Source organism: Sanguibacter suaedae, assembly GCF_016342785.1.
Lineage (GTDB): Bacteria > Actinomycetota > Actinomycetes > Actinomycetales > Cellulomonadaceae > Sanguibacter > Sanguibacter suaedae.
Genome location: NZ_JAEINH010000006.1, coordinates 1 through 26195 on the forward strand (window position 1 = coordinate 1; position 26195 = coordinate 26195).

The following is a 26195-nucleotide window of genomic DNA, read 5'->3' on the forward strand; positions in this document are numbered from 1 at the left end:
CGCCGACGTGTGGCGCTCGATCGTCACGCACCTCGGCGCAGGCCCGCTCCTCGGCGTCGACCCCGTCCCACTGCTCCAGGACGGGACGGTGTGGCAGCTGCGGCTGCCCCGGGTGCTCACCGCGGCGGCCGTCGGCGCCGGACTGGCGCTGTGCGGTGTGGTCATGCAGTCCCTCACGCGGAACCCGCTCGCCGACCCGTACCTCCTCGGGCTGTCGTCCGGCGCCTCCCTCGGGGCCGTCCTCGTGCTCGTCCTCGGCGCCACCGTGCTCCTGCCGGTTGCCGCGTTCGTCGGGGCCGTCGCGGCCCTCGCGGCCGCTCTCCTGCTCGCTGGTGCCCTCGGTGCGCTCACGCCGACGCGCACGGTCCTGGCGGGGCTCGCGGTGAGCCAGCTGTGCGCCGCGGTGACGTCCTTCGTGATCTTCTGGTCCGCGACGGGCGACTCCTACCGGGAGATCCTCTCGTGGCTCATGGGTTCGGTCGCCGGGGCCACGTGGTCCTCGGTGGCGATCGCCGGGGGCGCGGTCCTCGTCCTCGGGACGGTGCTGGCGTCCACGGGGTCGGTGCTCGACGCCTTCACCTTCGGGGACACTGCCGCGGCGGCCCTCGGTCTCGCGGTGAACCGGACGCGCTGGCTGCTCCTCGTCGGCGTCGCCCTCCTCACGGGCGCGCTCGTGTCCGTCTCGGGGTCCATCGGGTTCGTCGGGCTGATTCTCCCCCACGCCGTCCGCCTGGTCACCGGCGCCCGCCACCGCCTCCTCCTGCCCCTGTCCGCCCTGTGCGGGGCGACGTTCCTCGTGTGGGCCGACACCGCGGCCCGCACCGTGTTCGCACCCCGCGAGCTGCCCGTCGGCATCGTCACCGCGGCCATCGGCGCTCCCGTCTTCGCGGTGGTGCTCTGGCGGGGGCGGCGGTCGCTGTGAGCCCCTTCGTCCCCTCCGCACCGTCGGCTCCGTCGGCTCCGTCGGCTCAGCCCCCGCCCGCTGTCACCGCGGGGCTGACGAGCGAACGGCTCGCGTGGTCCGTCGACGGGCGTCTCATCGTCGACGGGATCGACTGCACCGCGCCGCCCGGGCAGGTCACCGGGCTGCTCGGACCCAACGGGTCCGGGAAGTCCACGCTGCTCCGCCTCCTCGCAGGAGTGGAGTCGCCGGACGTCGGCGACGTCCGCCTCGGGCGGGACGACCTCCTCGCCATGCCGCGGCGCCACCGTGCGCGGCTGCTCGCGCTCGTCGAGCAGGACGCCGCCACCGACCTCCCCCTGCCCGTCCTCGACGCCGTGCTCCTCGGGCGCATCCCGCACCGCTCGCTCCTCGCGGGCGACACGGCCACCGACCGGGCGCTCGCCCTCGACGCGCTGGACCGTGCCGGCGTCGCGCACCTCGCGGGGCGGGACCTGGCGACGCTCTCCGGCGGCGAGCGCCAGCGCGTGCACATGGCACGGGCACTCGCGCAGCAGCCGCGCGTCCTGCTGCTCGACGAGCCGACGAACCATCTGGACGTCGCGGCCCAGCTCGCGACCATGCGGCTGGTGTCCGAACTCGCGGCGGACGGGGTCGCGGTGCTCGCCGCGCTGCACGACCTCAACCTCGCCGCGAGCACCTGCGACCACGTGATCCTGCTGTCCGCCGGGCGCGTCGTCGCGGCAGGACCGGTGACCGAGGTCTTGGTGCCCGCCGTCCTCGACGACGTGTACGGCGTACGCACACAGGTGCTCACCCACCCCTCGACCGGTCGCCCGGTGCTCGTGTTCGGCGAGCACTGACGTTCCCCGTGCGAGGGGTGGCGCACCGCGCCACACTGGGACGATGCCGATGAACCGCTGGGTCGCCCGCGCCGTCGACCACGTCCCCGCTCCCCTCCTGCTCCTGGTGTCGTCGCGTACACCCCCGTTCGCGACGCTGCGCAGGACGGACCGTCGCACGGGCCGCACCCGTCGGACGCCGGTCGTGGCCTTCCGGGCTCCGACCGGGACCGAGCGCACGGTGCACGTCGCCGTGGCGCTCACGGACGGGCCCGACGCCCCCTGGGTCCGCGAGGTGGAGGACGCCGGGCGCTGCGAGCTCGTGCGCGGCGGCTTCCGTTACGTCCTCACCGGTGTCCGCAAGGTCCGGGCGGACGACGAGGTGACGGCCCTCCCCGAGCAGACACGCACCCTCGTCCACGACCTGGGGGTGGAGACCCTCCTCACAGGTCGCATCACACCGTTCGCCGACGCGCCCGGTCAGCACTGAGGAGGCCCCGTGCCGGACCTGTGGCTCACCGGAGACCCCGACGCGGACGCCCTGCTGTCCGCGGACCCGTTCGCCCTGCTGCTCGGGATGCTCCTCGACCAGCAGGTGACCATGGAGAGCGCCTTCGCCGGACCGCGCAAGATCGCCGAGCGTCTGGGCGGGCTCGACCCGCGGACGGTCGCGGACGCGGACCCCGACGGGTTCGCGGAGCTCTGCGCCACGCCGCCTGCCGTGCACCGCTACCCGGGGTCCATGGCCGGTCGCGTCCAGGCCGTGGCGCGGGTGGTCGCCGACGAGCACGACGGTGACGTCACCCGCCTGTGGACCGAGGGCGACCCCGACGGACCGGAGGTGCTGCGCCGGCTCAAGGCCCTGCCCGGCTTCGGCGACCAGAAGGCGCGCATCTTCCTCGCCCTGCTCGGCAAGCAGCTCCAGGTGTGCCCCGACGGCTGGCGGGAGGCCACCGGGCCTTACGGCGACGAGGACGCACGCCGGTCGATCGCGGACGTCACGTCCCCGGAGAGCCTCGAGGAGGTCCGCGCCACGAAGAAGGCCGCCAAGGCCGCCGCCCGCGCGGCGAAGCAGTCGGGGCGCTCGTAGACTCGCGACCATGCGAGCAACGATCATCCACGGCGAGCGTGACGTGCGCGTCGACGACGTCCCCGACCCCCGCCTGCTGACCCCGACCGACGCCGTCGTCCGCGTCGTCGCCGCCTGCGTGTGCGGCTCCGACCTGTGGCCCTACCGGGGCGTGACGCCCACCGACGAGCCCAAGGCCATCGGGCACGAGTTCGTGGGGATCGTCGAGGAGGTCGGCGACGACGTGAGCACCGTGCACGTCGGGGACTTCGTCATCGCACCCTTCTACTTCTGCGACAGCACGTGCGTGAACTGCCGCAACGGCGTGAGCACGTCCTGCCTCACCGGCGGCTGGTGGGGGTCCACGGACCGCGACGGGAAACCCGTCCCTGGTGCCCAGGGCGAGCGCGTGCGCGTGCCCCTCGCGGACGGCACGCTCGTCGCGACCCCCGAGGTCCCCGACGACGGGCTCGTGCCGAGCCTGCTCACCCTCGCCGACGTCATGGGCACCGGGCACCACGCCGCGCTCTCCGCCGGGGTCACCACCGGGAGCACCGTGGTCGTCGTCGGTGACGGCGCGGTCGGGCTGTGCGCCGTGCTCGCCGCCAAGCGCCTCGGCGCGTCACGCATCGTCGCCATGTCCCGGCACGCCGACCGGCAGGTCATCGCCCGGGAGTTCGGCGCGACGGACGTCGTCCCCGAGCGCGGCGACGAGGGCGTGGCCCGCATCAAGGAGATGTTCGACGGGGTGGGCCCCGACTGCGTCCTCGAGTGCGTGGGCACCAAGGAGTCCATGGACCAGGCGATCCGCTCCGCCCGCCCCGGCGGCATGGTCGGGTACGTGGGCGTGCCCAACGGCGGCCCCGAGCTGCCCGTCGGCCGCCTCTTCGGGACCAACGTCGGTGTCAACGGCGGCGTGGCTCCCGTGCGCGGGTACGTCGAGGAGCTGCTCCCCGAGGTCCTGTCCGGGGCCATCACCCCCGGGCGCGTCTTCGACCTCGAGCTCCCCCTCGAGCAGGCCGCCGAGGCGTACGCCGCGATGGACGAGCGTCGCGCCACCAAGGTGCTCCTGCGGCCCTGACGACGCCTAGCACGCCAGCGGGCCGACCGAGAGGACGACGGTGGACAACAGCCTACGCTTCACGCACACCACGGACGTCGGGCTCGGCTCGTGGATCCGGGAGGCGACCGGGAGGGCGGCGCACGCTCCGGACGACCCGTTCGAGCTCGGCATGTTCGTCCCGCTGGGCTACCCACGGATCGTTGCGGTCCCGAACGACCTCGACGTTCCCTGGCCGCTCGCCGACCTCGACCCGGAGGAGCGCCGGGAGGGCACCTTGGCGCCCGACCGGCTCGCAGCGCTCATGGGCGCCGTGGACAGCGCTGCGGGGCCCTCGCCGGTCACCGTCGGCATGTGGACCGGGTACGGGCACGTCGTGGCACCCGGTGCCCGCCGCACCGGCGCCTCGATGACGTACGTCCGCGTCGGGCCGATCGCGAGCAGGCTCCCCCGAGGGTTGTTGCACCGGTACCTGCGCGCGCGGTCCCGGGTGTCCGGCGACGACGTCCGTGACCTCACGAGGCAGCGCGAGCAGGGGTGGGTCACGACCTTCGACGTCGACGTCCGCTCCGAGCCGCTCCTCGAGCTGCCCGGGCGCGAGTACGCCCTGTTCCGTGGCACGACGACGGCGCTGCGCGACCCCGCGTGGCTGCGCCGCAGCGGCTGGGCGTGGGCGTGGGAAGACACCGTCGACCTGTGCTGGCCGGACGACCGGTCGTGGTTCGCGTACGCAGACACCGACCTCACGCAGACCTACCTCGCATGCGACGACGACCTCGCCGAGGCTGTGCTCGCCGCAGGCCTCGCGGCGTCCGAGGTGCGCTCCACCGACCCGCCACGCTGACCGTCGGCGAGCGGGCGCCCGCCCTCGCGGTTGTGGCAGCAGAGCCGCCGACGGGCGGGTCCCTTGGCGGTTGTGTCGCCCGCCGGTAGCGTCACCCTGTGACGGGGATCGTGTGGTGGGAGATCGTGACGGCCGAGCCCGAGTCGTTCCAGCAATTCCACTCGGCACTGTCCGGGTGGGCCTTCGAGCGGGCGTTCGAGGAGACCGAGCTCGGCGTCGACTACTGGATCATCCAGCTGGACGGCCGGGGTGTGGGCGGCCTGCAACGAGGTGCGGTGTCGGATCCGCAGGCTCAGGGCGGGACCCGGGTCTACCTGCCGGTCGACGACCTGGAGGCGACGCTCCTCCGTGTGGTCGAGCTCGGTGGTCGCGTGGAGCGTACCCGGGTCGAGCTCGGCGGCGACGACCGGTGGTTCGGGACGTTCCAGGACCCGACGGGCGTCTCGTTCGGGCTCTGGACGGAGAACCCGGTGCGCGACCGACCGTGAGCGGATCGCTCGCAGGAGTGCGCCGAAGCCCCCCTGCCGTGGGGCAGACCGAGTGCCAAGCTCGAGCGGGTGCTCTGACCTGGCCCTGTGTCGTGGAGCGGGTGACGACTTACCCTCCACCTCGAGGTTTCGCTGACTACACCGACCCGCCGCGCTGACCGTCGGCTAGACCCCGCGCGTACGCCTCTGCGGTCCCCTCGGAGAACATGTCCGCCGGTCCGAGGCGCACGAGCACCCGCGCCCCTGGCCCGTCGTCCTCCGTCGTGAGGTGCGCGAGGCCGCGCACGACCGCCACCGGGCGGCGCGTGGCCTTCCCCTTGACGAGCTCTGCGGCGGCGGCGATCTCGTCGGCCACCGCAGTCACCGTCACGGACAGCTCCCGGCCGTGCGTGTCCACCGTCCCCCGGTCGTCGACGAGCGGCCGAACACCGGCCGCCCCGATCGCGAGGTCGGTCAGACCGTCGCGCCACGGGCGCCCCGCCGTGTCGGTGAGCACGACGCCCACGGTCACCCCGAGGCGCTCCCGCAGGCCCGCGCGCAGCGCCCGGGCCGACGCGTCGGGGTCGAGCGGCAGGAGGAGCACCGTGCCGTCAGGGGTGTTCGACGCGTCCACGCCCGCGGCGGCCATGACGAGACCGAGGCGGTTCTCGACGATCCGCAGCGGCGGCCCGTCGGGACGCTCGCGCACGGCGACGACGCGGACCGTCTCCGCGGTGATCGCCGCCTCACGGTCCTCGGCGGCGACGATCCGCCCCTCGGACTTGGAGACGACCTTGCTCGTGACGACCACCACGTCGCCGTCGATGAGGTCCGGGCAGGCATCCGCGACGACACCGGCGAGGTCGTCCCCGTCGGCGACCTCCCCGATGCCGTCCGGCGCCCAGACCGTCAGTCGCCCCGGGACGGTCACCGGACGAGCTTGGGCAGCACGTCCCGCCCGAACACGTCGATCCACTCGCGCTGGTTGCGGCCCACGTTGTGCAGGTAGATGCGGTCGAAGCCGAGGTCCACGTACTTCTGGATGTTCGCCCGGTGCACGTCAGGGTCGCTCGAGATCACCATGCGGCCCTCGAAGTCCTCCGGTCGGACGAGCTTGGCGATCTGCTCGAACTCGAAGGGCGAGCGGATGTCGGCCTTGGGGAACTTCATGCCGCCGTTGGGCCACTCCGTCATCGCGTTGGTCATGGCCTCCTCGTCCGTCTCGGCCCACGACAGGTGGATCTGCAGAACCTTGGGCATGCTCTCCGGGTCGCGGCCGACCTCGCGGGCCCCGTCGTCGAACTTGCCGAAGAGCATCGAGATCTTCTCGAGCGGCGCGCCCACCGTGATGAGCCCGTCGGCGTGCTTGCCGGCCCGCTTGGCGGTCACCGGGCCGGCGGTGGCGACGAGGATCTCCGGCGCCACCTCGGGCATGGTCCACAGGCGGGTGGACTCGAGCTTGTAGAACGGGCCGGAGTGCTTGACGTCCTTGCCCGCGAGGCTCGCCGCGAAGAGCTTCTTGATGACGTCGATGGCCTCGAACATGCGGTTGATCCGCTCGGGCGCCTCGGGCCAGTACTGCCCGATGATGTGCTCGTTGAGCGCCTCCCCCGAGCCGAGGCCCAGCCAGTGTCGCCCGGGGTACATGGCCGCGAGCGTCGCCGAGGCCTGCGCGACCATCGCGGGGTGCCAGCGGAACGTCGGCGCGGTCACGCCGGGGCCGAGGTCACCCTTGGTGCGCTCACCGAGGGCGGAGAGCACGTTCCACACGAACGCGCTCTGCCCCTGCTGCGGCACCCACGGCTGGAAGTGGTCCGCCGCCATCACCCCGCTGAAGCCCTGGGTCTCCGCGTACTCCGAGAGGGCGATGATGTCGGTCGGATGAAACTGCTCGAGCATGGCCGCGTAGCCGATGGTCAGGTCCATCACGACAGCGTAGTACCCGGGTCCGCAGGTCCCACCGCCCTCGGGACGATCGCCGCCCACAGCCGGGGCCAGGACGCCGCCCGTCGCAGACCGTCGCCCCCGGCGACGAGCCCGTCCTCACCGATTCGCGTGACGCCTCCCGTCGCAGGGTCGAACAGGCGCAGACGCCCGTCGGGCTCCTGGCCCACGGCGAGCACCACGTGCCGCGGCACGGCCTCCGACCCGGTGTAGAGCGGGACGGCCAGCCCGGCCCCGACCGCCCTCACCACCTCCCCGTGGAGACGCCGGACCTGGGCGGCGCTCCCGGGGTCGACGACCACCACGCGGTACCTCGTCCTGGGATCGCCCGCGATGTCGGTCATCTCGCGGCTCGCACCCCACGGGGCCGTGCCGAGCGACCTCGGCCACGGCACCCCGACCCGGGACCGGGAGCCAGAGCCGGAGGACCGTCCAGCCGGCGAGGCGGTCCGTGCCTGCACCTCGAGCTCCTCGCGCCGGAAGCGCGACGCGATCCCGTCCGCCGTGGCGCCCGCCGGGTCGGCGGTGCCGGTCGTCGCGTCGAAGCCGTCGAGGACCCGAAGCGCACGGACCGGATCGGCGAGCATCCACGCGACGACGAGCGCGGCCGAGCCGCACGTCGTCGCGGTCGACTGACGGAGCGGTCGGCCCCCGCCGCTGGTGCGCAGCGCGGTCACGTGGGCGCTCGTCGGGTCGAGGACACCGGGGAGCGCACCCGCGCCCAGGGCGGCGATGCGGTCCGCGAACCGTCCGAGCACCGCAGGCCGGGAACCCGCGGCGCGGGCGGCGAGGACCCACTCCCTGTGCCGCTCGCCGGGGACGCGCGCGAGGACGGCATCCACAGCCGCACGGTCGTCCGGAGCCAGCGCGTCGAACGCTCCTGTGTGTCGTGCCGCGTCACCCACCGACGGGGGCTCACCGCCCGGCCGGGGTCCCGGGTCCGGCTCGCAGCGCTCCGGGGTCGCCGCGAGCACACCCCCGAGAGCCCCCCACAGCCTGTGGACCAGCCGGGCCCCCGTCATCATCCGTCGCACCGCGCCCTCCCCGTCCTGGGACGTCGTCCCGTCGTCGTCCCATGCAACCGCACCCGGTGCGGTCCCGCCGAGCAGGACGACGTCGCCCTCCGCAGGCACACCACCGGTGCGAGGCGACCAGCGGATCTGGGAAGATGGGCGCATGAGCTCATCAGCCGACCGCACCGTGCCCGCACCCGACACCGAGCAGACCCAGCCGACGGTCGCCCGCGTCACGCAGGTACCGGACAAGGTCAGCCTCGACGGTCTCGAGCAGCGCTGGGACTCGGCCTGGGCGGAGTCGGGCACGTACTCCTTCGACCGCTCGGCGGTCCGCGCGGACGTCTACTCGATCGACACTCCGCCGCCCACCGTCTCCGGGTCGCTGCACGTCGGCCACGTGTTCAGCTACACGCACACGGACGTCGTCGCCCGCTTCCAGCGCATGCGCGGCAAGTCCGTCTTCTACCCGATGGGCTGGGACGACAACGGCCTGCCCACCGAGCGCCGCGTGCAGAACTACTACGGGGTGCGCTGCGACCCGTCGCTCCCCTACGTCGAGGGTTACGAGCCTCCGCTCCAGGGCGCGGAGGGCAAGAGCGTCAAGGCGGCCGACCAGCAGCCGATCAGCCGCAAGAACTTCGTCGAGCTCTGCGAGCGCCTCACCGCCGAGGACGAGAAGGAGTTCGAGTCGCTGTGGCGCTACCTCGGCCTCTCCGTCGACTGGCAGCACCACTACCAGACCATCGGACGGACCGCGCAGGCCACGGCGCAGACCGCGTTCCTGCGCAACCTGGCGCGCGGCGAGGCCTACCAGGCCGAGGCGCCGGGCCTGTGGGACGTGACCTTCCAGACCGCGGTCGCGCAGGCCGAGCTCGAGGCGCGCGACTACCCGGGCCACTTCCACAAGGTCGCCTTCCACGCCGCGGACGGCACCGATGTCGTCATCGAGACGACGCGTCCCGAGCTGCTCCCCGCGTGCGTCGCGCTCATCGCGCACCCCGACGACGAGCGCTACCAGCACCTGTTCGGGACGACCGTGACCTCCCCGCTCTTCGACGTCGAGGTCCCGGTCCTCGCGCACGCCGCCGCCGAGCCCGACAAGGGCGCGGGCATCGCCATGTGCTGCACCTTCGGGGACCTCACCGACGTCCAGTGGTGGCGCGAGCTCCAGCTCCCCACCCGGTCGATCCTCGTCCGGGACGGGCGTATCGTCCGCGAGACCCCGGACTGGATCACGTCCGAGCGCGGCGTCGCGCTCTTCGGCGAGATGACGGGGAAGACGACGTTCTCCGCACGCACGGCGGTCGTCGACGCGCTCCGGGAGTCGGGTGACCTCCACGGCGAGCCCGTCGCCACCCAGCGCAAGGCGAACTTCTTCGAGAAGGGCGACAAGCCCCTCGAGATCGTCACGAGCCGCCAGTGGTACGTCCGCAACGGCGGCCGCGACGCCGACCTCAACACGGCGCTCCTCGCCCGCGGCGCCGAGCTCGACTTCCACCCCGAGTTCATGCAGGTGCGCTACGAGAACTGGGTCGGTGGCCTCAACGGCGACTGGCTGGTGTCCCGTCAGCGGTTCTTCGGTGTCCCCATCCCCGTGTGGTACCCCGTGGACGGTGACGGAGAGCCCCGCTGGGACTCCCCCATCGTGCCCGACGAGGCGACGCTCCCCGTCGACCCCTCCTCGGACGTGCCGCCCGGGTACACCGAGGAGCAGCGCGGTCAGGCCGGCGGGTTCGTGGGCGACCCCGACATCATGGACACGTGGGCGACGTCGTCCCTCACGCCGCAGATCGCCGGACGCTGGCTGGACGACCCGGACCTCTTCTCCCGGGTGTTCCCCATGGACCTGCGCCCGCAGGGCCAGGACATCATCCGCACCTGGCTGTTCTCCACCGTGGTCCGCTCCCACCTGGAGCACGGGTCGCTCCCCTGGACGAACGCCGCGATCTCCGGCTGGATCCTCGACCCCGACCGCAAGAAGATGTCCAAGTCCAAGGGCAACGTCGTGACGCCCATGGGGCTCCTCGAGGAGCACGGGTCCGACGCGGTCCGCTACTGGGCGGCCTCCGCGCGCCTCGGCACGGACGCGGCGTTCGAGGTGGGCCAGATGAAGATCGGCCGTCGCCTCGCCATCAAGATCCTCAACGCGAGCAAGTTCGCGCTGTCGTTCGCGGGTGACGGCGAGGTCGTCCTCGACCCGTCGCTCGTCACCGAGCCCCTCGACCGGGCCATGCTCGCCGGCCTCGCAGACGTCGTCGACCGCGCGACCGCCGCGCTCGAGGGCTACGACCACACTCGGGCGCTCGAGGTCTCCGAGACGTTCTTCTGGACGTTCTGCGACGACTACCTCGAGCTCGTGAAGGACCGCGCGTACGGCGCCGGGTCCACCGACGTGACCGCGGAGACGCAGTCCGCACGGACGAGCCTCGCCCTCGCTCTGGACGTCCTCCTCCGGCTCTTCGCCCCGGTGGTCCCCTTCGCCACCGAGGAGGTGTGGTCCTGGTGGCGCGAGGGATCCGTCCACCACGCCGCGTGGCCGACCTCGGACGCGCTGCGCTCCGCCGCGGGTGACACCGACGTGGCCGTGCTCGTCGCCGCCGGGCACGCGCTCGCGACGCTGCGCAAGATCAAGTCCGAGGCGAAGGTCTCCATGCGCACCCCGATACTCGCCGCCGAGCTCGCCGTCCCGGCAGCGTCCGTCGACGCCATCCGGTCGGCGCTCGTCGACGTCCGGGGAGCCGGGCGTGTCACCGGCGACCTCGACCTCGTCCCCGCTGCGGACGGGCAGGGGGACCCGGCCGTCCAGGGCGGGATCGTCGTCGTGCGGTCCGAGCTCGGCGAGCCCGAGGCACGCACGCCGCGCGCCTGACCCGTTCCACCCACCCCGCACCGACCGCACCGGAGAGAGACGACCCATGCGCGAGCTCGAGACCCCGAGCCTGAACGACGTCCCTCGCGGCGCCTCCATCAACACCCTGTTGGCGGACCGCGTCCGCACGTCAGGTGCGCTCCCGCTCATCGAGCGCAAGAGCGGCCTCGGAGGGACCTGGACGACGGTGACCGCGCAGGCGTTCGCCGACCAGGTGCGCGACGTCGCCAAGGGGCTCCTGGCTCACGGTGTCGGGGTGGGTGACCGGGTCGCGATCATGTCGCGCACCCGCTACGAGTGGACCCTGCTCGACTTCGCGGTGTGGGCAGCCGGGGCCGTCCCCGTGCCCGTCTACGAGACGAGCTCCGTCGACCAGATCCGGTGGATCTGCTCCGACGCGGGCGTCCGCCTCGTCGTCGTCGAGACCTCGACGCACGCCGGCCTCGTCGAGGAGGCCCGCAGCACCCTCCCCGACGTCACCGGGATCCTCGTCATCGAGGACGACGCCGTCGCCCAGCTCCGGACCGCAGGCAGGGACGTGCCCGACGACGAGGTCGCCCGGCGCAGCGACGCCGTCGGCAGCGACGACCTCGCGACCATCATCTACACGTCGGGCACCACCGGCCGCCCCAAGGGTGCCGAGCTCACCCACTGGAACTTCGTCCACCTCACCCGCAACGGCGTCGGAGGTCTCGGCGAGGTGTGCGCGGTCCCCGGCGCCCGCACGCTCCTGTTCATGCCCCTCGCTCACGTGTTCGCGCGGTTCGTCGAGGTCCTGTGCGTCACGTCCGGCGCCGTGATGGGTCACACCCCGGACACCCGGAACCTCCTGCCCGACCTCGCGTCGTTCCGGCCGACGTTCCTCCTCGCCGTGCCACGCGTCTTCGAGAAGGTGTACGGCTCCTCCGAGCAGAAGGCGGGCACGGGGGCGTCGCTGCGGATCTTCCGGTGGGCCGCGAAGGTCTCGATCGAGATGTCCCGTGCGACCGACCGCTCCGGAGGGCCGTCCGCCGCCCTGCGTGCCCAGCACGCGCTGGCCGGGGCGCTCGTGTTCCGCAAGCTCCGGACCGCCCTCGGAGGCGACCTCCGGTACGCGATCTCCGGCGGCGCTCCCCTCGGCGAGCGCCTCGGCCACTTCTACCGAGGCGTCGGTGTGACGATCCTCGAGGGCTACGGGCTCACCGAGACCACCGCACCCACGTCGGTGAACCTCCCGGACCGCACCCGCATCGGGAGCGTCGGGCTGCCGTTCCCCGGCACGACGCTCCGGATCGCCGACGGCGGCGAGATCCTCGTCCGTGGTGACCACGTCTTCCGCGGCTACCACGGGAACCCCGAGGCCACCGAGGCCGCCTTCGACGACGGCTGGTTCCGCACCGGGGACCTCGGCTCGCTCGACGACGACGGGTACCTGCACATCACCGGCCGGTCCAAGGAGATCATCGTCACGGCAGGCGGCAAGAACGTCGCACCCTCCGGTCTGGAGGACCGCTTCCGCGGGCACCCCCTGGTGAGCCAGTGCGTCGTCGTCGGGGACCAGAAGCCGTTCGTCGCGGCGCTCGTCACCCTCGACCCCGAGATGCTCCCCGGGTGGCTGCGGTCCCACGGGCTGCCCGAGATGGACGTCGCGGCAGCAGCCGAGCACCCCGCGGTGCTCGAGGCCATGGACCGTGCCGCGGTCCGCGCGAGCGAGAACGTGTCCCGCGCGGAGTCGATCCGCAAGGTCCGCGTCCTCACGACCGACTTCACCGAGGCGAACGGCTACCTCACACCGTCCCTCAAGGTGAAGCGAGCCACGGTGCTCACCGACTTCTCCGACGACATCGAGGCCATCTACGGGTGACCCCGCCGACCACCCCCGCGGAGGCGTGATGACAGGCGGACCTCTCGTCTCGATCGACGCCGTCGAGGTCGGGCCGGTCGACCTGCAGGAGCAGCTGCCCGTGGTGGTCCGCCTGCGGCGGTTCCTCCCGGGTCCCGACCGACCCGACTACACGCTCGCCGTCGCCCGACGGCCCGTCCGCGTCCGTAGCACGCTGGCACACCTGGTCGCCGAGGGCGTCGACCTGTCGGGCGCCGACCCCCTGCTGGTCCGGTACGGCCCGGACGGCTCCGTCGAGGCGGACGTCCACGGCCTCGTCCTCGCGCCCCGCGTCCAGGGCACCCCCTTCACGTCGGACATGCGGGACCTGCCCGTCGCCATGGCCTACGTCCTGGACCCGAGCCAGATGACCGCGCCCGCGGTGGACCTCACCAAGATCTACTATGCGGCCGTCGTCCTCGTCTCCGGGATCCCCACGACGTCGCCGGAGGAGACGGGACGTCCCACGTATATGTAGTGTGTGCGGTGAATAAACTCTCAACGAACCGAGGTCGCCATGCGCAAGCCACGCTTCATCGTCCCCACCATCGCCGCCGGTGTGCTCGTCCTCGCCGGGTGCAGCTCCACCGACTCGGGCACCAGCGACGACGAGGGCGGCCTCGCGCTCGTCACCGACGGGCAGCTCACCGTCTGCACGAACCCCCCGTTCGAGCCCTTCGAGTTCGAGCAGGACGGCGAGATCGTCGGCCTGGACATCGCCATCGCCGAGGAGATCGCGACGGACCTCGACGTCGAGGTCGCCACCGTCATCACCCCCTTCGAGGGCATCCAGTCCGGGGCCGCGCTCAACGCCGGCCAGTGCGACCTCGTCGCGTCCGGGATCACCATCACCCCCGAGCGTCAGAACAACATCGACTTCTCCGAGCCGTACTTCGCGGCCGACCAGGGGCTCCTCGTCCCCGAGGGCTCCGACCTGTCGAGCATCGAGTCGCTGGCCGACGCCAACGTCGGCGTCATGGTGGAGACCACCGGGCAGGCGTGGGCGCTCGACAACGGGCTGACCGTCACCGAGTTCGACGACCTCGGTGCCCAGGTCCAGGCGCTCGAGACCGGGCAGGTCGACGCCATCGTCAACGACGTCGCCACCCTCACTCCCTTCGTGTCGGACGGCTTCGAGCTCGGCAACAACTTCGCCACGGACGAGGAGTACGGGCTCGGCGTGAAGAAGGGCAGCACGGAGCTCCTCGACGCGGTCAACGGCACGCTCGAGCGCATCCAGGAGGACGGCACCTACGACGCCCTCTACACGGAGTGGATCGGCACCGCCCCTTCCGAGGGCTGATCACGTGTCCGTCCCCGCCTCCGCACCCGCAGCCCGCCCCGTCCAGGGGCGGGCTCGGATGAGCCCCCGACGCCGCGCGCGCATCTCCCGCGGCATCCAGTACGCCCTGCTGGTGGTCGCTCTCCTCGCCCTCGCACTCGCGATGGACTGGGACCGCATCGGCGAGAACATCTTCAACGTCGACGCGGCGAAGGCGCTCCTCCCGAAGCTCCCCGGCGCGTTCCTCAACACCATCACCTACACGCTCTCGGCGTTCGCGGTGGGTCTGAGCCTCGGCACCGTGCTGGCGCTCATGCGCCTGTCGTCCGTGGCGCCGTACCGGTGGATCGCGACCGCCTACATCGAGTTCTTCCGGGGCATCCCGGCGCTCCTCGTGGTCTTCTCCTTCGGCTACGCCGTACCCATCGCCCTGGGTGTGCGCATCGACTCGCTGACCCTCAAGGTCGCGCTCGCGCTCGGGATGGTCGCGGCGGCGTACATCGCCGAGACCATCCGGGCCGGCATCCAGGCGGTCCCCCCGGGTCAGGTCGAGGCCGCCCGCTCGCTCGGGATGTCCCACGGGCGCACCCTCGTCACGGTGGTCATCCCCCAGGCGTTCCGCATCGTCCTGCCACCCATGACCAACGAGATCGTCCTCCTCACCAAGGACACCTCCCTCGTCTTCGCGCTCGGACTCATGTCGACGCAGCTCGACCTCACCCGCGTCGGGCGCGACGCCCTGAACAGCGCCAGCGGGGGTGGGCTCACCGGGCTCTTCGTGGTGGGGCTGTGCTACCTGGCCATCACCATCCCGCTCGGGCTCTTCGCCAGATGGCTCGAGCGGCGCACCGGGAAGGGAGCTCGCTCATGACCGCGACCGCCGAAGGAACCAACGCAGGCGGCGCCACGGCCCCCGTCGTGGAGATGGTCGGCCTGCGCAAGTCGTTCGGGGACCGCGAGGTCCTCAAGGGGATCGACCTCACGGTCACCCCGGGTGAGGTCGTGTGCATCATCGGCCCCTCTGGGTCAGGCAAGTCCACGCTGCTCCGGTGCGTCAACCAGCTCGAGGAGGCCACGGGAGGGACGGTCACCGTGCTCGGTACGGAGATCACCGACCCCGACGTCGACATCGACGCGGTGCGCCAGCGTGTGGGGATGGTCTTCCAGCAGTTCAACCTCTTCACGCACCAGACCGTGCTGGAGAACTGCACGGTCGCCCAGCGCAAGGTCCTACGCAGGTCGAAGGCGGAGGCCGAGGAGGTCGCGATGCGCAACCTCGCGCACGTCGGCCTCGCTGACCGCGCCCCTGCGCACCCGTCGCACCTGTCCGGCGGACAGCAGCAACGGGTCGCGATCGCGAGGGCCCTCAGCATGGACCCACAGCTCATGCTCTTCGACGAGCCCACGTCGGCGCTCGACCCGGAACTCGTCGGGGACGTGCTGTCCGTCATGCGCGCCCTCGCCGAGCGCGGCATGACGATGCTCGTCGTCACGCACGAGATGGCCTTCGCCCGCGAGGTCGCCGACCGGGTGGTCTTCATGGACGACGGACAGATCGTCGAGCAGGGGGCTCCCGCGCAGGTCATCGGGGCACCGCAGCACGAGCGGACCCAGGCGTTCCTCGAGCGGGTGCTCGATCCCACGCACCAGCACCCGGGTACCGCCTAGCCTTCTCGACGGACCGCCGGGCGACGCACCGTCGTGCGCGTCGCCCGGCGGTCCCGCCGCGTCCTCGGTCAGCCCACGTCGTGCAGGCGCTCGGTGTCGCTCGACAGGCTCGGGGCACCTTCGCTCGGTGTGCTCTGGTCGTGCCACCGGAGGACCGCCCCGACACCGTCGGGCAGGTCGACGGACCCGGCGGGCGCGAAGGTGATCCCCGCGTCCTGGCCGAGCGCAGCACGGACCAGCGCGACGTCAGCGGTCATCTCCCGCGCGGACGAACCCGCACCGATGTCGTCGAGCTGGGCACGGGATGTCCCGATCTGCAGGAGCTCCTCCCCCACCCACAGCTGTCGGTCACCCAGCCTGTCGGCGGTGATCGCCTCCGACTCGTCGAAGATCAGCTCGGCGACCTGGCCGCGCTGGAGAACCGTCACGACGTCGTCCAGGGACGAGGTAGCAGCACCGTCCCGGCCGTGCTCCTGACGGAAGTGGTCGAGGACGACGGACCGTCGACCCTCCCTGAAGCGGTCGAGAGCCTCGTCGAGCCGGTCCCTGAACACGTCGTCCTTGACCCCGTCGTTGCGCGACCCGCCGGGGACCTCGATGGCGAGGTCCGCAGACCGCTTCGCGAGGGCACCACGGACGAGCGCGACGGCGCGGACGTCACCGGTGAGGATGACCACCTCGGGCGTGCTCTCGATGACCACGGAGTCGATCTCCGCGGCGACGGCCTCGGCGTTGCGCTCCCAGGAGTCCTCCGCCCGCGACTCGAAACGGCGGTGCGACCACCCTCCCGCGTGAGCCTTGCTGATGACGTCGTGGCCCCCGCTCACCGCGGTCCGGATCTTCTCGAGGCTCCCACCGAGCGCGCGCGCCGACTCGACGTAGGTGAGGTCGGCCCCTTCCCGGTTGACCTCGACGACGAGACGCGCGACGGACTGGTCCGCGGCGTGCGCGGCCGGCAGCAGGCACGGGAGCGGCCCGTGGGACGCCGACTCACGGACGGGCGGGTTGGAGAGGAGCTTGTCGAGGACGATCTCCCCGTGCGCCGCGACCACGAAACGCCCGTGCGGACCTGCGACGTGCGTCGGTCGAGCGAGGCGTTCACCGATCTCCTCGAGGATCGCCTCGGGGGCTCCCTCCCGCTCGAGGATCCGCCGCAGGCCCTTCCAGCGGTTCTCGACCTCGCGCTCACCTGCCTCGTCGGCGCGGGTGGCGTCGATGTACACGGACGTGAACGGTCCGTCGTGCCCGATCAGCGGCTTCAGCCAGTCAATCTTCATCCGGTCGTACCTCACACTCGTCGGAGGTGGGCGCACGCTCCGACACGCGGTCCGGCTGCGGCGCCCCGGGACCCTTCCACCCTCCGACACTTCGTGGTTCGGTGCCAGTCGGGCGGAGGCAATCACCCGGGCGCTTGTGGCCTGGCGCCTACCGGCTCGTGCTGGCGGGTGCCGGCACGAGCCGGCATCAGGACGAGGTGTCGAGCACGACCGCGTCGTGGTGCTCCCGGGCGATCTGGGCGTGCCTGCGCACGACCTCCGCGACGATGAAGTCCCGGAACTGCTCGGCGAAACGCCGGTCGAGACCGGCATCCTCCGCGATCCGCGCGAGCCGTTCGACCTGCTCCTTGTCGCGCGCCGGGTCGGCAGGGGCCACACCCGCGGCGGCCTTGAGCTCGCCGACACGTCGCGTGAACTTGAACCGCTCGGCGAGCAGGTGCATGAGGGCCGCGTCGACGTTGTCGATGCTGCCGCGCAGGCGGAGGATCTCACCCCGGATGTCGGGATCCTCGGTGGGGTCGTCCCGGACCGGCGACCGCGTGTCCGAGGACATCGGTGTCAGGCGCTCTTCTCGCGGGGGGTGCCCTTGGTCCGTGTCTTGCTCCGTGGCACGAGGGTCGGGTAGACGTTCTCGAGGACGACCTCGCCGGTGATGACGACCTTCTCCACGTCGTCCCTGCTCGGCACCTCGAACATGACCTGCTGGAGGACCTCCTCCATGATGGCCCGCAACCCTCGGGCACCGGTCCCGCGGAGCAACGCCTGGTCGGCGATGGCCGCGACCGCGTCCTCCGTGAACTCGAGCTCCACCCCGTCGATCTCGAACATCCGCTGGTACTGCTTCACGAGGGCGTTGCGCGGCTCGGTGAGGATCCTCACCAGGGCGGAACGGTCCAGCGGGGAGACGGTCGTGATGACGGGCACTCGGCCGATGAACTCCGGGATCAGCCCGAACTTCAGCAGGTCCTCGGGCATGACGTCGTCGTAGACGTCCGCCTCGTCCGCGGGTGAGTGCAGCGGAGCGCCGAACCCGATGCCGTGCTTGCCCGCCCTCGACGAGATGATCTCGTCGAGTCCGGCGAACGCACCCGCCACGATGAACAGGACGTTCGTCGTGTCGATCTGGATGAACTCCTGGTGCGGGTGCTTGCGCCCGCCCTGCGGCGGGACGGAGGCCGTGGTGCCCTCGAGGATCTTCAGGAGGGCCTGCTGCACCCCTTCGCCCGACACGTCGCGGGTGATCGACGGGTTCTCGGACTTCCGGGCGATCTTGTCGACCTCGTCGATGTAGATGATGCCCGTCTCGGCCTTCTTCACGTCGTAGTCGGCCGCCTGGATGAGCTTGAGGAGGATGTTCTCGACGTCCTCGCCGACGTACCCGGCCTCCGTGAGAGCCGTCGCGTCGGCGATGGCGAACGGCACGTTGAGCATCTTCGCGAGGGTCTGCGCGAGGTACGTCTTACCGCACCCCGTGGGCCCGATGAGGAGGATGTTCGACTTGGCGATCTCCACCGGCCCGCCCTCGTCGGACACGGTGCGCGTGGCCTCGCCCGCCTGGATGCGCTTGTAGTGGTTGTACACGGCGACCGCGAGGGACCGCTTGGCGCTCTCCTGGCCGATGATGTACTGCTCGAGGAAGTCGAAGATCGACCGGGGCTTGGGGAGCTCGACCATCCCGACCTCAGCCGCTTCGGTGAGCTCTTCCTCGATGATCTCGTTGCACAGGTCGATGCACTCGTCGCAGATGTACACACCCGGGCCCGCGATGAGCTTCTTGACCTGCTTCTGGGACTTCCCGCAGAAGGAACACTTCAGCAGGTCAGCACCATCACCGATACGGGTCACTGTAGGTCTCCTCCCGGACCGCCCCCGGTTGGGGCGGAACGCCATCCCACCTCATGTGTGCCCGTCGGACACCACGCGGAAGAACGCCTGTACGTCCATTCCACACCACCGGAACGCCGATGTCAGCATGGCGCTCCGATGGTACCCGAATCGTCCCGGGTGGACTTTCCGGCTCAGGGCTTGTTCTGGATGACCGGCTTGCGGCTCTCGAGGACCTGGTCCACGAGTCCGTACTCGACGGCCTGCTTCGCGCTGAGGATCTTGTCGCGCTCGATGTCCTTGCGGACCTGCTCCTCGTCACGCCCGGTGTGAAGGGCGATCGTGCCCTCGAGCCACTCGCGCATCCGGATGAGCTCGTTCGCGTGGATCTCGATGTCGGAGGCCTGCGCGTACCCGCCGCCCTCCATGGCCGGCTGGTGGATGAGCACGCGAGCGTTCGGCAGCGCGAGGCGCTTGCCGGGGGCTCCCGCTGCGAGCAGCACGGCGGCGGCCGACGCGGCCTGGCCGAGGCAGACCGTCTGGATCTGCGAGGTGATGTACTGCATCGTGTCGTAGATCGCGGTCATCGCGGTGAACGACCCACCGGGCGAGTTGATGTAGAGGATGATGTCGCGGTTGGGCTCCTGGCTCTCGAGGACCAGCAGCTGCGCCATCACGTCGTCGGCCGACGCGTCGTCGACCTGGACGCCGAGGAAGATGATGCGGTCCTCGAACAGCTTGGTGTAGGGGTCCTGACGCTTGAAGCCGTAGGCCGTGCGCTCCTCGAACTGGGGCAGCACGTACCGCGACGAGGGGGCGCCGAACGGCAGGGCACGCCCACCGGCGCCGGCGAGCCGCTGGGCGGTCGAGATGAACTGGGACTCGGTGCTCATGGGATTCTCCTCGATGTCTCTGCTGGTCTGCGGGTGACGGTCGCCGGCTCAGGCGCCGGTCGTGCCGCCGCCGCCCGACACCGAACCGGCGTGGGTCACGACGTGGTCGATGAACCCGTACTCCAGCGCCTCCGGCGCCGTGAACCAGCGGTCACGGTCGGAGTCGGTGTGGATCTGCTCCGTGGACTTGCCCGTCTGCTCGGCGATGAGCTCGGCGAGCACCCGCTTCATGTGGAGGATGAGCTCTGCGTTGATGCGGACGTCCGTCGCGGTGCCGCCGATGCCACCCGAGGGCTGGTGCATCATGACGCGAGCGTGCGGCGTCGCGTAACGCTTGCCCTTGGCCCCGGACGAGAGCAGGAACTGCCCCATCGAGGCGGCCATCCCCATGGCGACGGTCGCGACGTCGGGCTGGATGAACTGCATCGTGTCGTAGATCGCCATACCCGCGGTGATGGAGCCGCCCGGGGAGTTGATGTACAGGTAGATGTCCTTCTCGGGGTCCTCGGCCGCGAGGAGCATCATCTGCGCGCAGATGGCGTTCGCGTTCTCGTCGCGGACCTCTGAACCCAGCCAGATGATGCGCTCCTTGAGGAGCCTGTTGTAGATGCTGTCATTCAGTCCGAGGCCGGCCACGTCTCCGCGCGCTGCCACTGGCATCTGCTCGTTCACGCCATCTCCCATCGCTCCTGCTTGCCGTGCGTTGCAGTGACCCTAACGCGCCGTGCGCCGCTGGTTCGTCCCAGGACGCGCGTGTTTCGCTTTGGGCGCACTCGCCGTGCACGGCTCGTGACCTGCGGTGACCACGACGGCCCGACGCCCGAATGACCGGACCGCCCCACCCTCGGCTGAGGGTGGGGCGGTCCGGTCGTGAGGATGCGCGTAGCGCCGGGTCGATCAGGCCTTGTCGGCCTCGGTGGTGCTCTCCTCGGGGGCGCTCTCGTCCGTCGTCGCGTCCTGTGCGGCCTCGGCGACCTCGTCCGCGGCGTCCTCCTCGTCGGAGCCGATGAACTCCGAGAGGTCGACCGCGTTGCCCTGGCCGTCGACGACCGTCACCTGGCGCAGGGCGACCGCGAGCCCCTTGGAGCGCGCGACCTCGCCGACCATGGCGGGGATCTGCCCGTTCTCGTCGATGGTCTTGATGAAGGTGTTCGGGTCCATCCCGTACTGACGGCTAGCGTTCACGAGGTAGTCGAGCAGCTCGTTCTGAGCAACCTTGACCTCGAGCTTCTCGGCGAGGATGTCGAGGACGATCTGGTTCTTGAGCGCGGTGTTCGTCTGCTCCGTGACCTCGGCGCGGTGCTCCTCGTCCTCGAGGCGGTTCTCACCCTCGAGGTGGCGGACCACCTCGGCCTCGACGACACCGGCGGGAAGCGGGACGTCGCCTGCGGTGAGCTCGGCGAGCAGCAGGTCGCGCGCCTGGACGGCCTGGTTGGAGGTCTTCGTGCTCGCCACCTGCTCGCGCAGGTCGGCGGTGAGCTCCTCGAGCGTGTCGAACTCGCTCGCGAGCTGCGCGAAGTCGTCGTCGGCGGCGGGGAGGTCGCGCTGCTTCACCGTGGTCGCGGACACGGTGATGTCGGCGTCCTTGCCCTCGTGCTCGCCACCGGCGAGCGGGGCGACGAAGGTGGTCGTCTCGCCCGCCGACAGGCCCGTGAGCGCCTCGTCGAGACCCTCGAGCATGTTGCCCGAGCCGATCTGGTAGGAGACACCGGAGACGGTGTCGACCTCCTCGCCGTCGACCTTCGCGGAGAGGTCGAGGACGACGAAGTCTCCCTCGGTCGCCGGGCGGTCGACGCCGACGAGGGTCCCGAAGCGCTCACGGAGCGCGTCGAGGCGCTCGGTGACGTCCTCGTCGGTGACGTCCACGTCGTCGACGGTCAGGGAGATGCCGGAGAGCTCGGGCAGCTCGACCTCGGGCCGCACCTCGACCTCGGCGGTGAAGTGGAGCTCGCCCTCGGTCTCGTTGACGTCGGGGACCTTGACGACCTCGACCTCGGGCTGTCCGAGCGGCCGGAGGTTCGTCTCGTTCACGGCCTGGCGGTAGAAGCCGGACAGCGACTCGTTGATCGCGTGCTCCAGGACCGCTCCGCGACCGACCCGCTGGTCGATGATGCGGGGCGGGACCTTGCCCTTGCGGAAGCCGGGGACGACCACCTGCTGCGCGATGTGCTCGTAGGCGTGATCGATGCTCGGCTTGAGCTCGTCGTACTCCACCTCGACGGTCAGCCTGACCTTGGTCGGGTCCAGGGTCTCGACGGCGCTCTTCACTTCGATGATCTCCAACTGATCGATGGCATGCCGCCTGAACGGCACGGACACTTCTGGGTTCGGGTGTCGCCGGCCCGGGGCGACCGGAGCCACCCCGCCCCTTCGCGGACCAGGACGGCTCGCGAGCGACCTGTCGATGGTACGCCACAGGAGGAGGTGGCACACAGGGGGGTGGACGGACCCATCCCGCTCTCCTTCGAGCGGCCGACGGGGCCCTGTCGTCGACGTCGGGGTGACAGGATTCGAACCTGCGACCTTCCGGTCCCAAACCGGACGCGCTACCAACCTGCGCCACACCCCGTACGGACCCGCGATCGGCGGGACCAGCACCCGGCAAGTGTAGTGGGCACCGGACGCCGCGGCGGACGGTGGCTCCACGGATCGGACGACCTCGAAGGTTTGCTACTGTTGTCCCGCCGTCGCACGGTCCAGGCCCTATCCGGTTCACACGGGTTCACAGGGTCTCGCCGAACCTGTCACGGCAATGCGGGCGTAGCTTAATGGTAAAGCCTCAGTCTTCCAAACTGATGACGCGAGTTCGATTCTCGTCGCCCGCTCCACAGCACACCGCCCGACGGAACGGCCCGTCCGGTGCGACGGGCGTTGCGTCTCCCCTTCCGGGTCTATAGTCTCGGAGCGGCGGCACTACGCCGCTCCTGCCGCACCTCCGCGCCCCGGCCCGGCGGTGCGTGCCCGGGACGAGCCGACGAGTGAGGAAGCGCCGTGAGCCTGAACGCACACGCACGCTGCACCCTCGACCGCTCCGTCCCGTCCGCCTGTCGCTGTCTCTAGAGCGTTGGTCCCGGCCACCCGTGCCGACCAATGCTCCGACCCCACGCCGCGGCGCACACGACGACGCCCGCGCGGCCTCGCACTGCGCCCCATGCGGCCGCGCCGTCGCCGCCGCCCGGCATCCTCCGAGGCCGCTCGGACCACCGCGACGCTCCGTACCCCTTCGCAGGACCCACACCGCGGCACCGCCGCCCCCACGAAAAGGACATCTCATGGCCCGGATCTACGATGACGTCACCAAGCTCGTCGGTAACACACCGCTCGTGCGCCTCAACCGGATGGCCGAGGGCGTCGGCGCCACCGTCGTCGCGAAGCTCGAGTACTACAACCCCGCGAACTCGGTGAAGGACCGCATCGGGGTGTCGATCGTCGACGCCGCCGAGGCGTCCGGTGCGCTGCAGCCGGGCGGGACCATCGTCGAGGCGACGTCGGGCAACACGGGCATCGCGCTCGCGTTCGTGGGTGCCGCGCGCGGCTACGACGTGGTCCTCACCATGCCAGAGACCATGTCGAAGGAGCGGCGGGCCCTCCTGCGCGCGTACGGCGCCGAGCTCGTCCTCACCCCCGGGTCCGAGGGCATGAAGGGCGCGGTCGCGAAGGCGAACGAGATCGCCGCGGAGCGCCCGGGGTCCGTCCTCGCGAGCCAGTTCGCCAACGAGGCCAACCCCGCCGCGCACCGTGCCGGCACCGCCGAGGAGATCTGGGCGGACACGGACGGTGAGATCGACATCTTCGTCGCGGGCATCGGGACGGGTGGCACCATCACCGGCGTCGGCCAGGTCCTCAAGGAGCGCAAGCCGGGCGTGAAGATCGTCGCGGTCGAGCCGGCCGAGTCGCCCATCCTCAACGGTGGCGCGCCCGGCCCGCACAAGATCCAGGGGATCGGGGCGAACTTCGTCCCCGACATCCTCGACACCGAGGTCTACGACGAGGTGTTCGACGTCGACGCCGAGACGTCCGTCGAGGTCGCCCGCCGCGCCGCGAAGGAGGAGGGGCTGCTGGTCGGGATCTCCTCGGGTGCGGCGATCCACGCGGCGCTGGAGATCGGGCGCCGGCCCGAGAACGACGGCAAGCTCATCGTCGTCGTGGTCCCGTCCTTCGGCGAGCGGTACCTGACGTCGATCCTCTACGCGGACCTGCTCGACTGACCCACCACGCTGGTCTCCTCCGCGGGGCGTCGCACGTGCGGCGCCCCGCGGGCCCGTCACCGACCGACAGGACAGTCACCGATGTCTCGACCCTCCGACGCGTGGAAGCTGCTGCGCGAGGACCTGCAGGCGGCTCGCGACCGCGACCCGGCGGCACGGACGTCGGTCGAGGTGGCGCTCGCGTACCCCGGCGTGCACGCGCTGTGGGCGCACCGCCTCACGCACCGGATGTGGCGTCACCCGCTCCTGCGGCTGCCGGCACGGCTGCTCTCGCAGGCGACGCGTGCCGCGACGGGGATCGAGATCCATCCGTCGGCGACCCTCGGCAGACGCCTGTTCATCGACCACGGCATGGGCGTGGTGATCGGGGCGACGGCGGTCGTCGGGGACGACGTGACCCTGTTCCACGGGGTGACGCTCGGGGGTCGGTCGATGACGCACGGGAAGCGGCACCCGACGCTCGGTGACCGCGTGGTCGTCGGGGCCGGCGCGAAGGTCCTGGGCGCCGTGTGGGTGGGGGACGACGCCCAGATCGGCGCGAACGCCGTGGTCGTCAAGGACGTCCCGGAGGGGTCGGTCGCCGTGGGGGTCCCCGCGCGGGTCCGGTCCCGGCCTTCGTCGTCGCCGGTGGTGGACCACTGCGAGGACCCGGCGATCTTCATCTGATCGCGGCATTCTCATATTTGCACTAGAACAAGTATGGTTCATCCATGCTCTTCCGCATCGACCCCTCCGCGGACGAATCCCTCTTCGGTCAGATCGCGACCCAGGTCCGCACCGCCATCGTGCGCGGCGACCTCGCCCCCGGGGACCGCCTGCCCGCTGCGCGCGAGATCGCCGCAGCGCTCGACCTCAACGTCCACACCGTCCTCCACGCCTACCAGGAGCTGCGCGACGAAGGACTCGTCGACCTGCGACGCGGCCGGGGCGCTGTCGTCACCGATCGCGCCGGCTCGGACTACGCACCGCTGCGCGAGGCCCTCGCGGCGCTGGCACGCACCTCCCGAGCGCTCGACCTCTCCCCCGAGACGACGACCGCCCTCCTCAAGGAGGCGCTGCGATGACGTCACCGACCCCCCGCCCGGCCCGGCGCAGGGGCCCGCGCGAGCACGCCCTGTCCACGACCCTCCTCACGCTGGTCGCGCCGGTCCTCGTGCTCGCCGTGGGTGTCGCCGTCGCTCTCTCGTGGCGCGACGCCCTGCCGGACCCGGTCGCCGTGCACTGGGGCGCCGACGGTGCCGACGGGTTCGCCCCGCTCACCTCGTTCGTCGCGGTGCTCGCTGGGAGCGCGGTCCCTCTCCACGTCGGCGCGTGGCTGCTGGCGCTGCTGCGCGGCCAGGCGGCATCGACACGTCGTGCAGCCACAGGGATGAGCACATGGTTCGCGGCCTTCCTGGTGGCAGTCATGCTCGGGTCCCTGGCGGGCCAACGTGGCCTGACCAGCCCCGACGACGCGCCAGACGTCGGCGGGACGATCGCGCTGGCGCTGGCCCTCGCGACCGGTGCGGCGATCGTCTCCGCACTCCTCGTCCCCCGCGACCGGCCGCTGCCCGCGACGGCAGCGGTCCCCACCGAGGCGGCCCGACTCGCGATGGGCCCCGACGAGCGGGTGGCCTGGTTCCGCACCGTGACGGCGCGCGGCGGTATCACCGTCGGTGCGACGGCCGTCCTCGGGACCGCCGTCCTCGCAGTCCTGTCCCGCTCCCCCTGGCTCCTCACCGTCCCGGCCGCCCTCGTCGTGCTTTTCCTGGCGATGTTCCGCTGGGACGTGCGGGTCGACACGGACGGGCTGAGCGTGCGGTCCGTCCTCGGCCTTCCCCGGACCGTCGTCCCTCTCTCCGAGGTCGAGCAGGCGTCCGTCACGCACGTCGACCCGCTGCGCGACTTCGGCGGGTGGGGCTGGCGGACGGGCACCGACGGGGCCGTCGGGATCGTCCTCGGCAAGGGCGAGGCGCTCCAGGTCGAGCAGACCGGTGGCCGCGTCCTCGTCGTGACCACCCCGGACGCCGCCTCCGCCGCGGCGCTGCTCAACTCGCTCGCGTCACGGGGGCGCGGCACGCCCGACGACGGGTAGTCTCGGCCAGGTACGTCGTACCGGGGGTCTCAGGTGTCTCCGGCGGCGACGCCCCGCACCGCACACCGACAGCCCCCACCGACCCTCAACGACGAG

Annotated in this window: 26 protein-coding genes and 2 tRNA genes; 18 read left to right on the plus strand and 10 right to left on the minus strand. The window is 71.5% G+C overall.

Annotated elements, in window-relative coordinates; all coding sequences use genetic code 11:
- From JAV76_RS08360 to JAV76_RS08390, 7 genes are all read left to right on the plus strand, one after another.
- The coding region (locus tag JAV76_RS08360; protein WP_198733594.1) for a putative F420-0 ABC transporter permease subunit at positions 1-922 on the plus strand (922 nt) is incomplete at its 5' end.
- A gap of 116 nt (positions 923-1038) precedes the next feature.
- A complete protein-coding gene (locus tag JAV76_RS08365; protein ID WP_372403409.1) occupies positions 1039-1764 on the plus strand; it encodes an ATP-binding cassette domain-containing protein in 726 nt (241 codons plus the stop codon).
- 43 nt (positions 1765-1807) lie between these two features.
- Positions 1808-2233, plus strand: a complete 426-nt coding sequence (locus JAV76_RS08370) for a hypothetical protein (RefSeq protein WP_198733595.1) — start codon at positions 1808-1810, stop codon at positions 2231-2233.
- 9 nt (positions 2234-2242) lie between these two features.
- Positions 2243-2833 carry an HhH-GPD-type base excision DNA repair protein gene (locus tag JAV76_RS08375; protein ID WP_198733596.1) on the plus strand — a complete coding sequence of 197 codons (591 nt, stop codon included), beginning with the start codon at positions 2243-2245 and terminating at the stop codon, positions 2831-2833.
- 10 nt (positions 2834-2843) lie between these two features.
- On the plus strand, positions 2844-3893 hold the full coding sequence (locus tag JAV76_RS08380) for a zinc-dependent alcohol dehydrogenase family protein (protein ID WP_198733597.1): 1050 nt from the start codon (positions 2844-2846) through the stop codon (positions 3891-3893).
- Positions 3894-3933: 40 nt separating this feature from the next.
- Complete coding sequence (locus JAV76_RS08385) at positions 3934-4716, plus strand: hypothetical protein (protein ID WP_198733598.1); 783 nt, start codon at positions 3934-3936, stop codon at positions 4714-4716.
- 98 nt (positions 4717-4814) lie between these two features.
- Positions 4815-5204: a VOC family protein gene (locus JAV76_RS08390; protein WP_198733599.1), complete on the plus strand. Its 390-nt coding sequence runs from the start codon at positions 4815-4817 to the stop codon at positions 5202-5204.
- A 136-nt stretch (positions 5205-5340) separates the two neighbouring features.
- Here the strand turns inward: JAV76_RS08390 and JAV76_RS08395 are convergent, their stop codons facing one another.
- From JAV76_RS08395 to JAV76_RS08405, 3 genes are read right to left on the minus strand one after another with little or no spacing between them, the layout of a single operon-like run.
- Positions 5341-6114: a coenzyme F420-0:L-glutamate ligase gene (locus JAV76_RS08395; protein ID WP_198733600.1), complete on the minus strand. Its 774-nt coding sequence runs from the start codon at positions 6112-6114 to the stop codon at positions 5341-5343.
- On the minus strand, positions 6111-7109 hold the full coding sequence (locus JAV76_RS08400; protein WP_198733601.1) for a TIGR03557 family F420-dependent LLM class oxidoreductase: 999 nt from the start codon (positions 7107-7109) through the stop codon (positions 6111-6113). Before JAV76_RS08400 ends, JAV76_RS08395 begins: the two co-directional genes overlap by 4 nt.
- Entirely contained in the window at positions 7109-8305 is a 1197-nt protein-coding gene (locus tag JAV76_RS08405) for a hypothetical protein (protein ID WP_198733602.1), read from the minus strand. The genes JAV76_RS08400 and JAV76_RS08405 overlap by 1 nt, the downstream gene beginning before the upstream one ends.
- On the opposite strand from JAV76_RS08405, the gene valS reads away from it, so the two are divergent.
- Genes valS through JAV76_RS08435 form a run of 6 tightly spaced genes read left to right on the plus strand, consistent with a single transcriptional unit; the run spans position 8304 to position 15823 of the window.
- Positions 8304-11012, plus strand: coding sequence for a valine--tRNA ligase (valS, locus tag JAV76_RS08410; protein ID WP_198733603.1), 2709 nt, complete (start codon positions 8304-8306; stop codon positions 11010-11012). The genes JAV76_RS08405 and valS overlap by 2 nt on opposite strands.
- 46 nt (positions 11013-11058) lie before the next feature.
- Positions 11059-12855 carry an AMP-dependent synthetase/ligase gene (locus JAV76_RS08415; RefSeq protein ID WP_198733604.1) on the plus strand — a complete coding sequence of 599 codons (1797 nt, stop codon included), beginning with the start codon at positions 11059-11061 and terminating at the stop codon, positions 12853-12855.
- Positions 12856-12883: 28 nt separating this feature from the next.
- Entirely contained in the window at positions 12884-13351 is a 468-nt protein-coding gene (locus JAV76_RS08420) for a hypothetical protein (protein ID WP_198733605.1), read from the plus strand.
- Between the two features lie 39 nt (positions 13352-13390).
- Positions 13391-14176 carry a transporter substrate-binding domain-containing protein gene (locus JAV76_RS08425; RefSeq protein ID WP_198733606.1) on the plus strand — a complete coding sequence of 262 codons (786 nt, stop codon included), beginning with the start codon at positions 13391-13393 and terminating at the stop codon, positions 14174-14176.
- Positions 14177-14234: 58 nt separating this feature from the next.
- Positions 14235-15026: an amino acid ABC transporter permease gene (locus JAV76_RS08430; protein WP_198733607.1), complete on the plus strand. Its 792-nt coding sequence runs from the start codon at positions 14235-14237 to the stop codon at positions 15024-15026.
- Positions 15023-15823, plus strand: a complete 801-nt coding sequence (locus JAV76_RS08435; protein ID WP_198733608.1) for an amino acid ABC transporter ATP-binding protein — start codon at positions 15023-15025, stop codon at positions 15821-15823. Before JAV76_RS08430 ends, JAV76_RS08435 begins: the two co-directional genes overlap by 4 nt.
- 68 nt (positions 15824-15891) lie before the next feature.
- Here the strand turns inward: JAV76_RS08435 and JAV76_RS08440 are convergent, their stop codons facing one another.
- The 7 genes from JAV76_RS08440 to JAV76_RS08470 form a co-directional block, all read right to left on the minus strand.
- Positions 15892-17100 carry a baeRF2 domain-containing protein gene (locus tag JAV76_RS08440; RefSeq protein ID WP_198733609.1) on the minus strand — a complete coding sequence of 403 codons (1209 nt, stop codon included), beginning with the start codon at positions 17098-17100 and terminating at the stop codon, positions 15892-15894.
- A 187-nt stretch (positions 17101-17287) separates the two neighbouring features.
- Complete coding sequence (locus JAV76_RS08445; RefSeq protein WP_198733610.1) at positions 17288-17653, minus strand: chorismate mutase; 366 nt, start codon at positions 17651-17653, stop codon at positions 17288-17290.
- Between the two features lie 5 nt (positions 17654-17658).
- A complete protein-coding gene (gene clpX, locus JAV76_RS08450; RefSeq protein WP_198733611.1) occupies positions 17659-18945 on the minus strand; it encodes an ATP-dependent Clp protease ATP-binding subunit ClpX in 1287 nt (428 codons plus the stop codon).
- Positions 18946-19118: 173 nt separating this feature from the next.
- Positions 19119-19817, minus strand: coding sequence for an ATP-dependent Clp protease proteolytic subunit (locus JAV76_RS08455; protein ID WP_230402063.1), 699 nt, complete (start codon positions 19815-19817; stop codon positions 19119-19121).
- 48 nt (positions 19818-19865) lie between these two features.
- Complete coding sequence (locus JAV76_RS08460) at positions 19866-20489, minus strand: ATP-dependent Clp protease proteolytic subunit (protein WP_307844094.1); 624 nt, start codon at positions 20487-20489, stop codon at positions 19866-19868.
- Positions 20490-20714: 225 nt separating this feature from the next.
- Positions 20715-22085 (minus strand): trigger factor, encoded by a 1371-nt coding sequence (gene tig, locus JAV76_RS08465; RefSeq protein WP_198733791.1) that lies wholly within the window; start codon positions 22083-22085, stop codon positions 20715-20717.
- 227 nt (positions 22086-22312) lie between these two features.
- A tRNA-Pro gene (locus tag JAV76_RS08470) sits at positions 22313-22386 on the minus strand.
- A 185-nt stretch (positions 22387-22571) separates the two neighbouring features.
- Between JAV76_RS08470 and JAV76_RS08475 the strand changes: the two genes are divergently transcribed.
- The 5 genes from JAV76_RS08475 to JAV76_RS08495 all read left to right on the plus strand — a co-directional run bounded on the left by JAV76_RS08475 (position 22572) and on the right by JAV76_RS08495 (position 26099).
- A tRNA-Gly gene (locus tag JAV76_RS08475) sits at positions 22572-22645 on the plus strand.
- A 444-nt stretch (positions 22646-23089) separates the two neighbouring features.
- Complete coding sequence (gene cysK, locus JAV76_RS08480) at positions 23090-24025, plus strand: cysteine synthase A (RefSeq protein ID WP_198733612.1); 936 nt, start codon at positions 23090-23092, stop codon at positions 24023-24025.
- An 81-nt stretch (positions 24026-24106) separates the two neighbouring features.
- Positions 24107-24691: a serine O-acetyltransferase EpsC gene (gene epsC, locus JAV76_RS08485; RefSeq protein ID WP_198733613.1), complete on the plus strand. Its 585-nt coding sequence runs from the start codon at positions 24107-24109 to the stop codon at positions 24689-24691.
- Positions 24692-24735: 44 nt separating this feature from the next.
- Positions 24736-25089, plus strand: coding sequence for a GntR family transcriptional regulator (locus tag JAV76_RS08490; protein ID WP_198733614.1), 354 nt, complete (start codon positions 24736-24738; stop codon positions 25087-25089).
- The gene (locus JAV76_RS08495) at positions 25086-26099 is read left to right on the plus strand and encodes an SdpI family protein (RefSeq protein ID WP_198733615.1); all 1014 of its coding nucleotides are present in this window, start codon (positions 25086-25088) and stop codon (positions 26097-26099) included. The genes JAV76_RS08490 and JAV76_RS08495 overlap by 4 nt, the downstream gene beginning before the upstream one ends.
- The last annotated feature ends 96 nt before the right edge of the window (positions 26100-26195 follow it).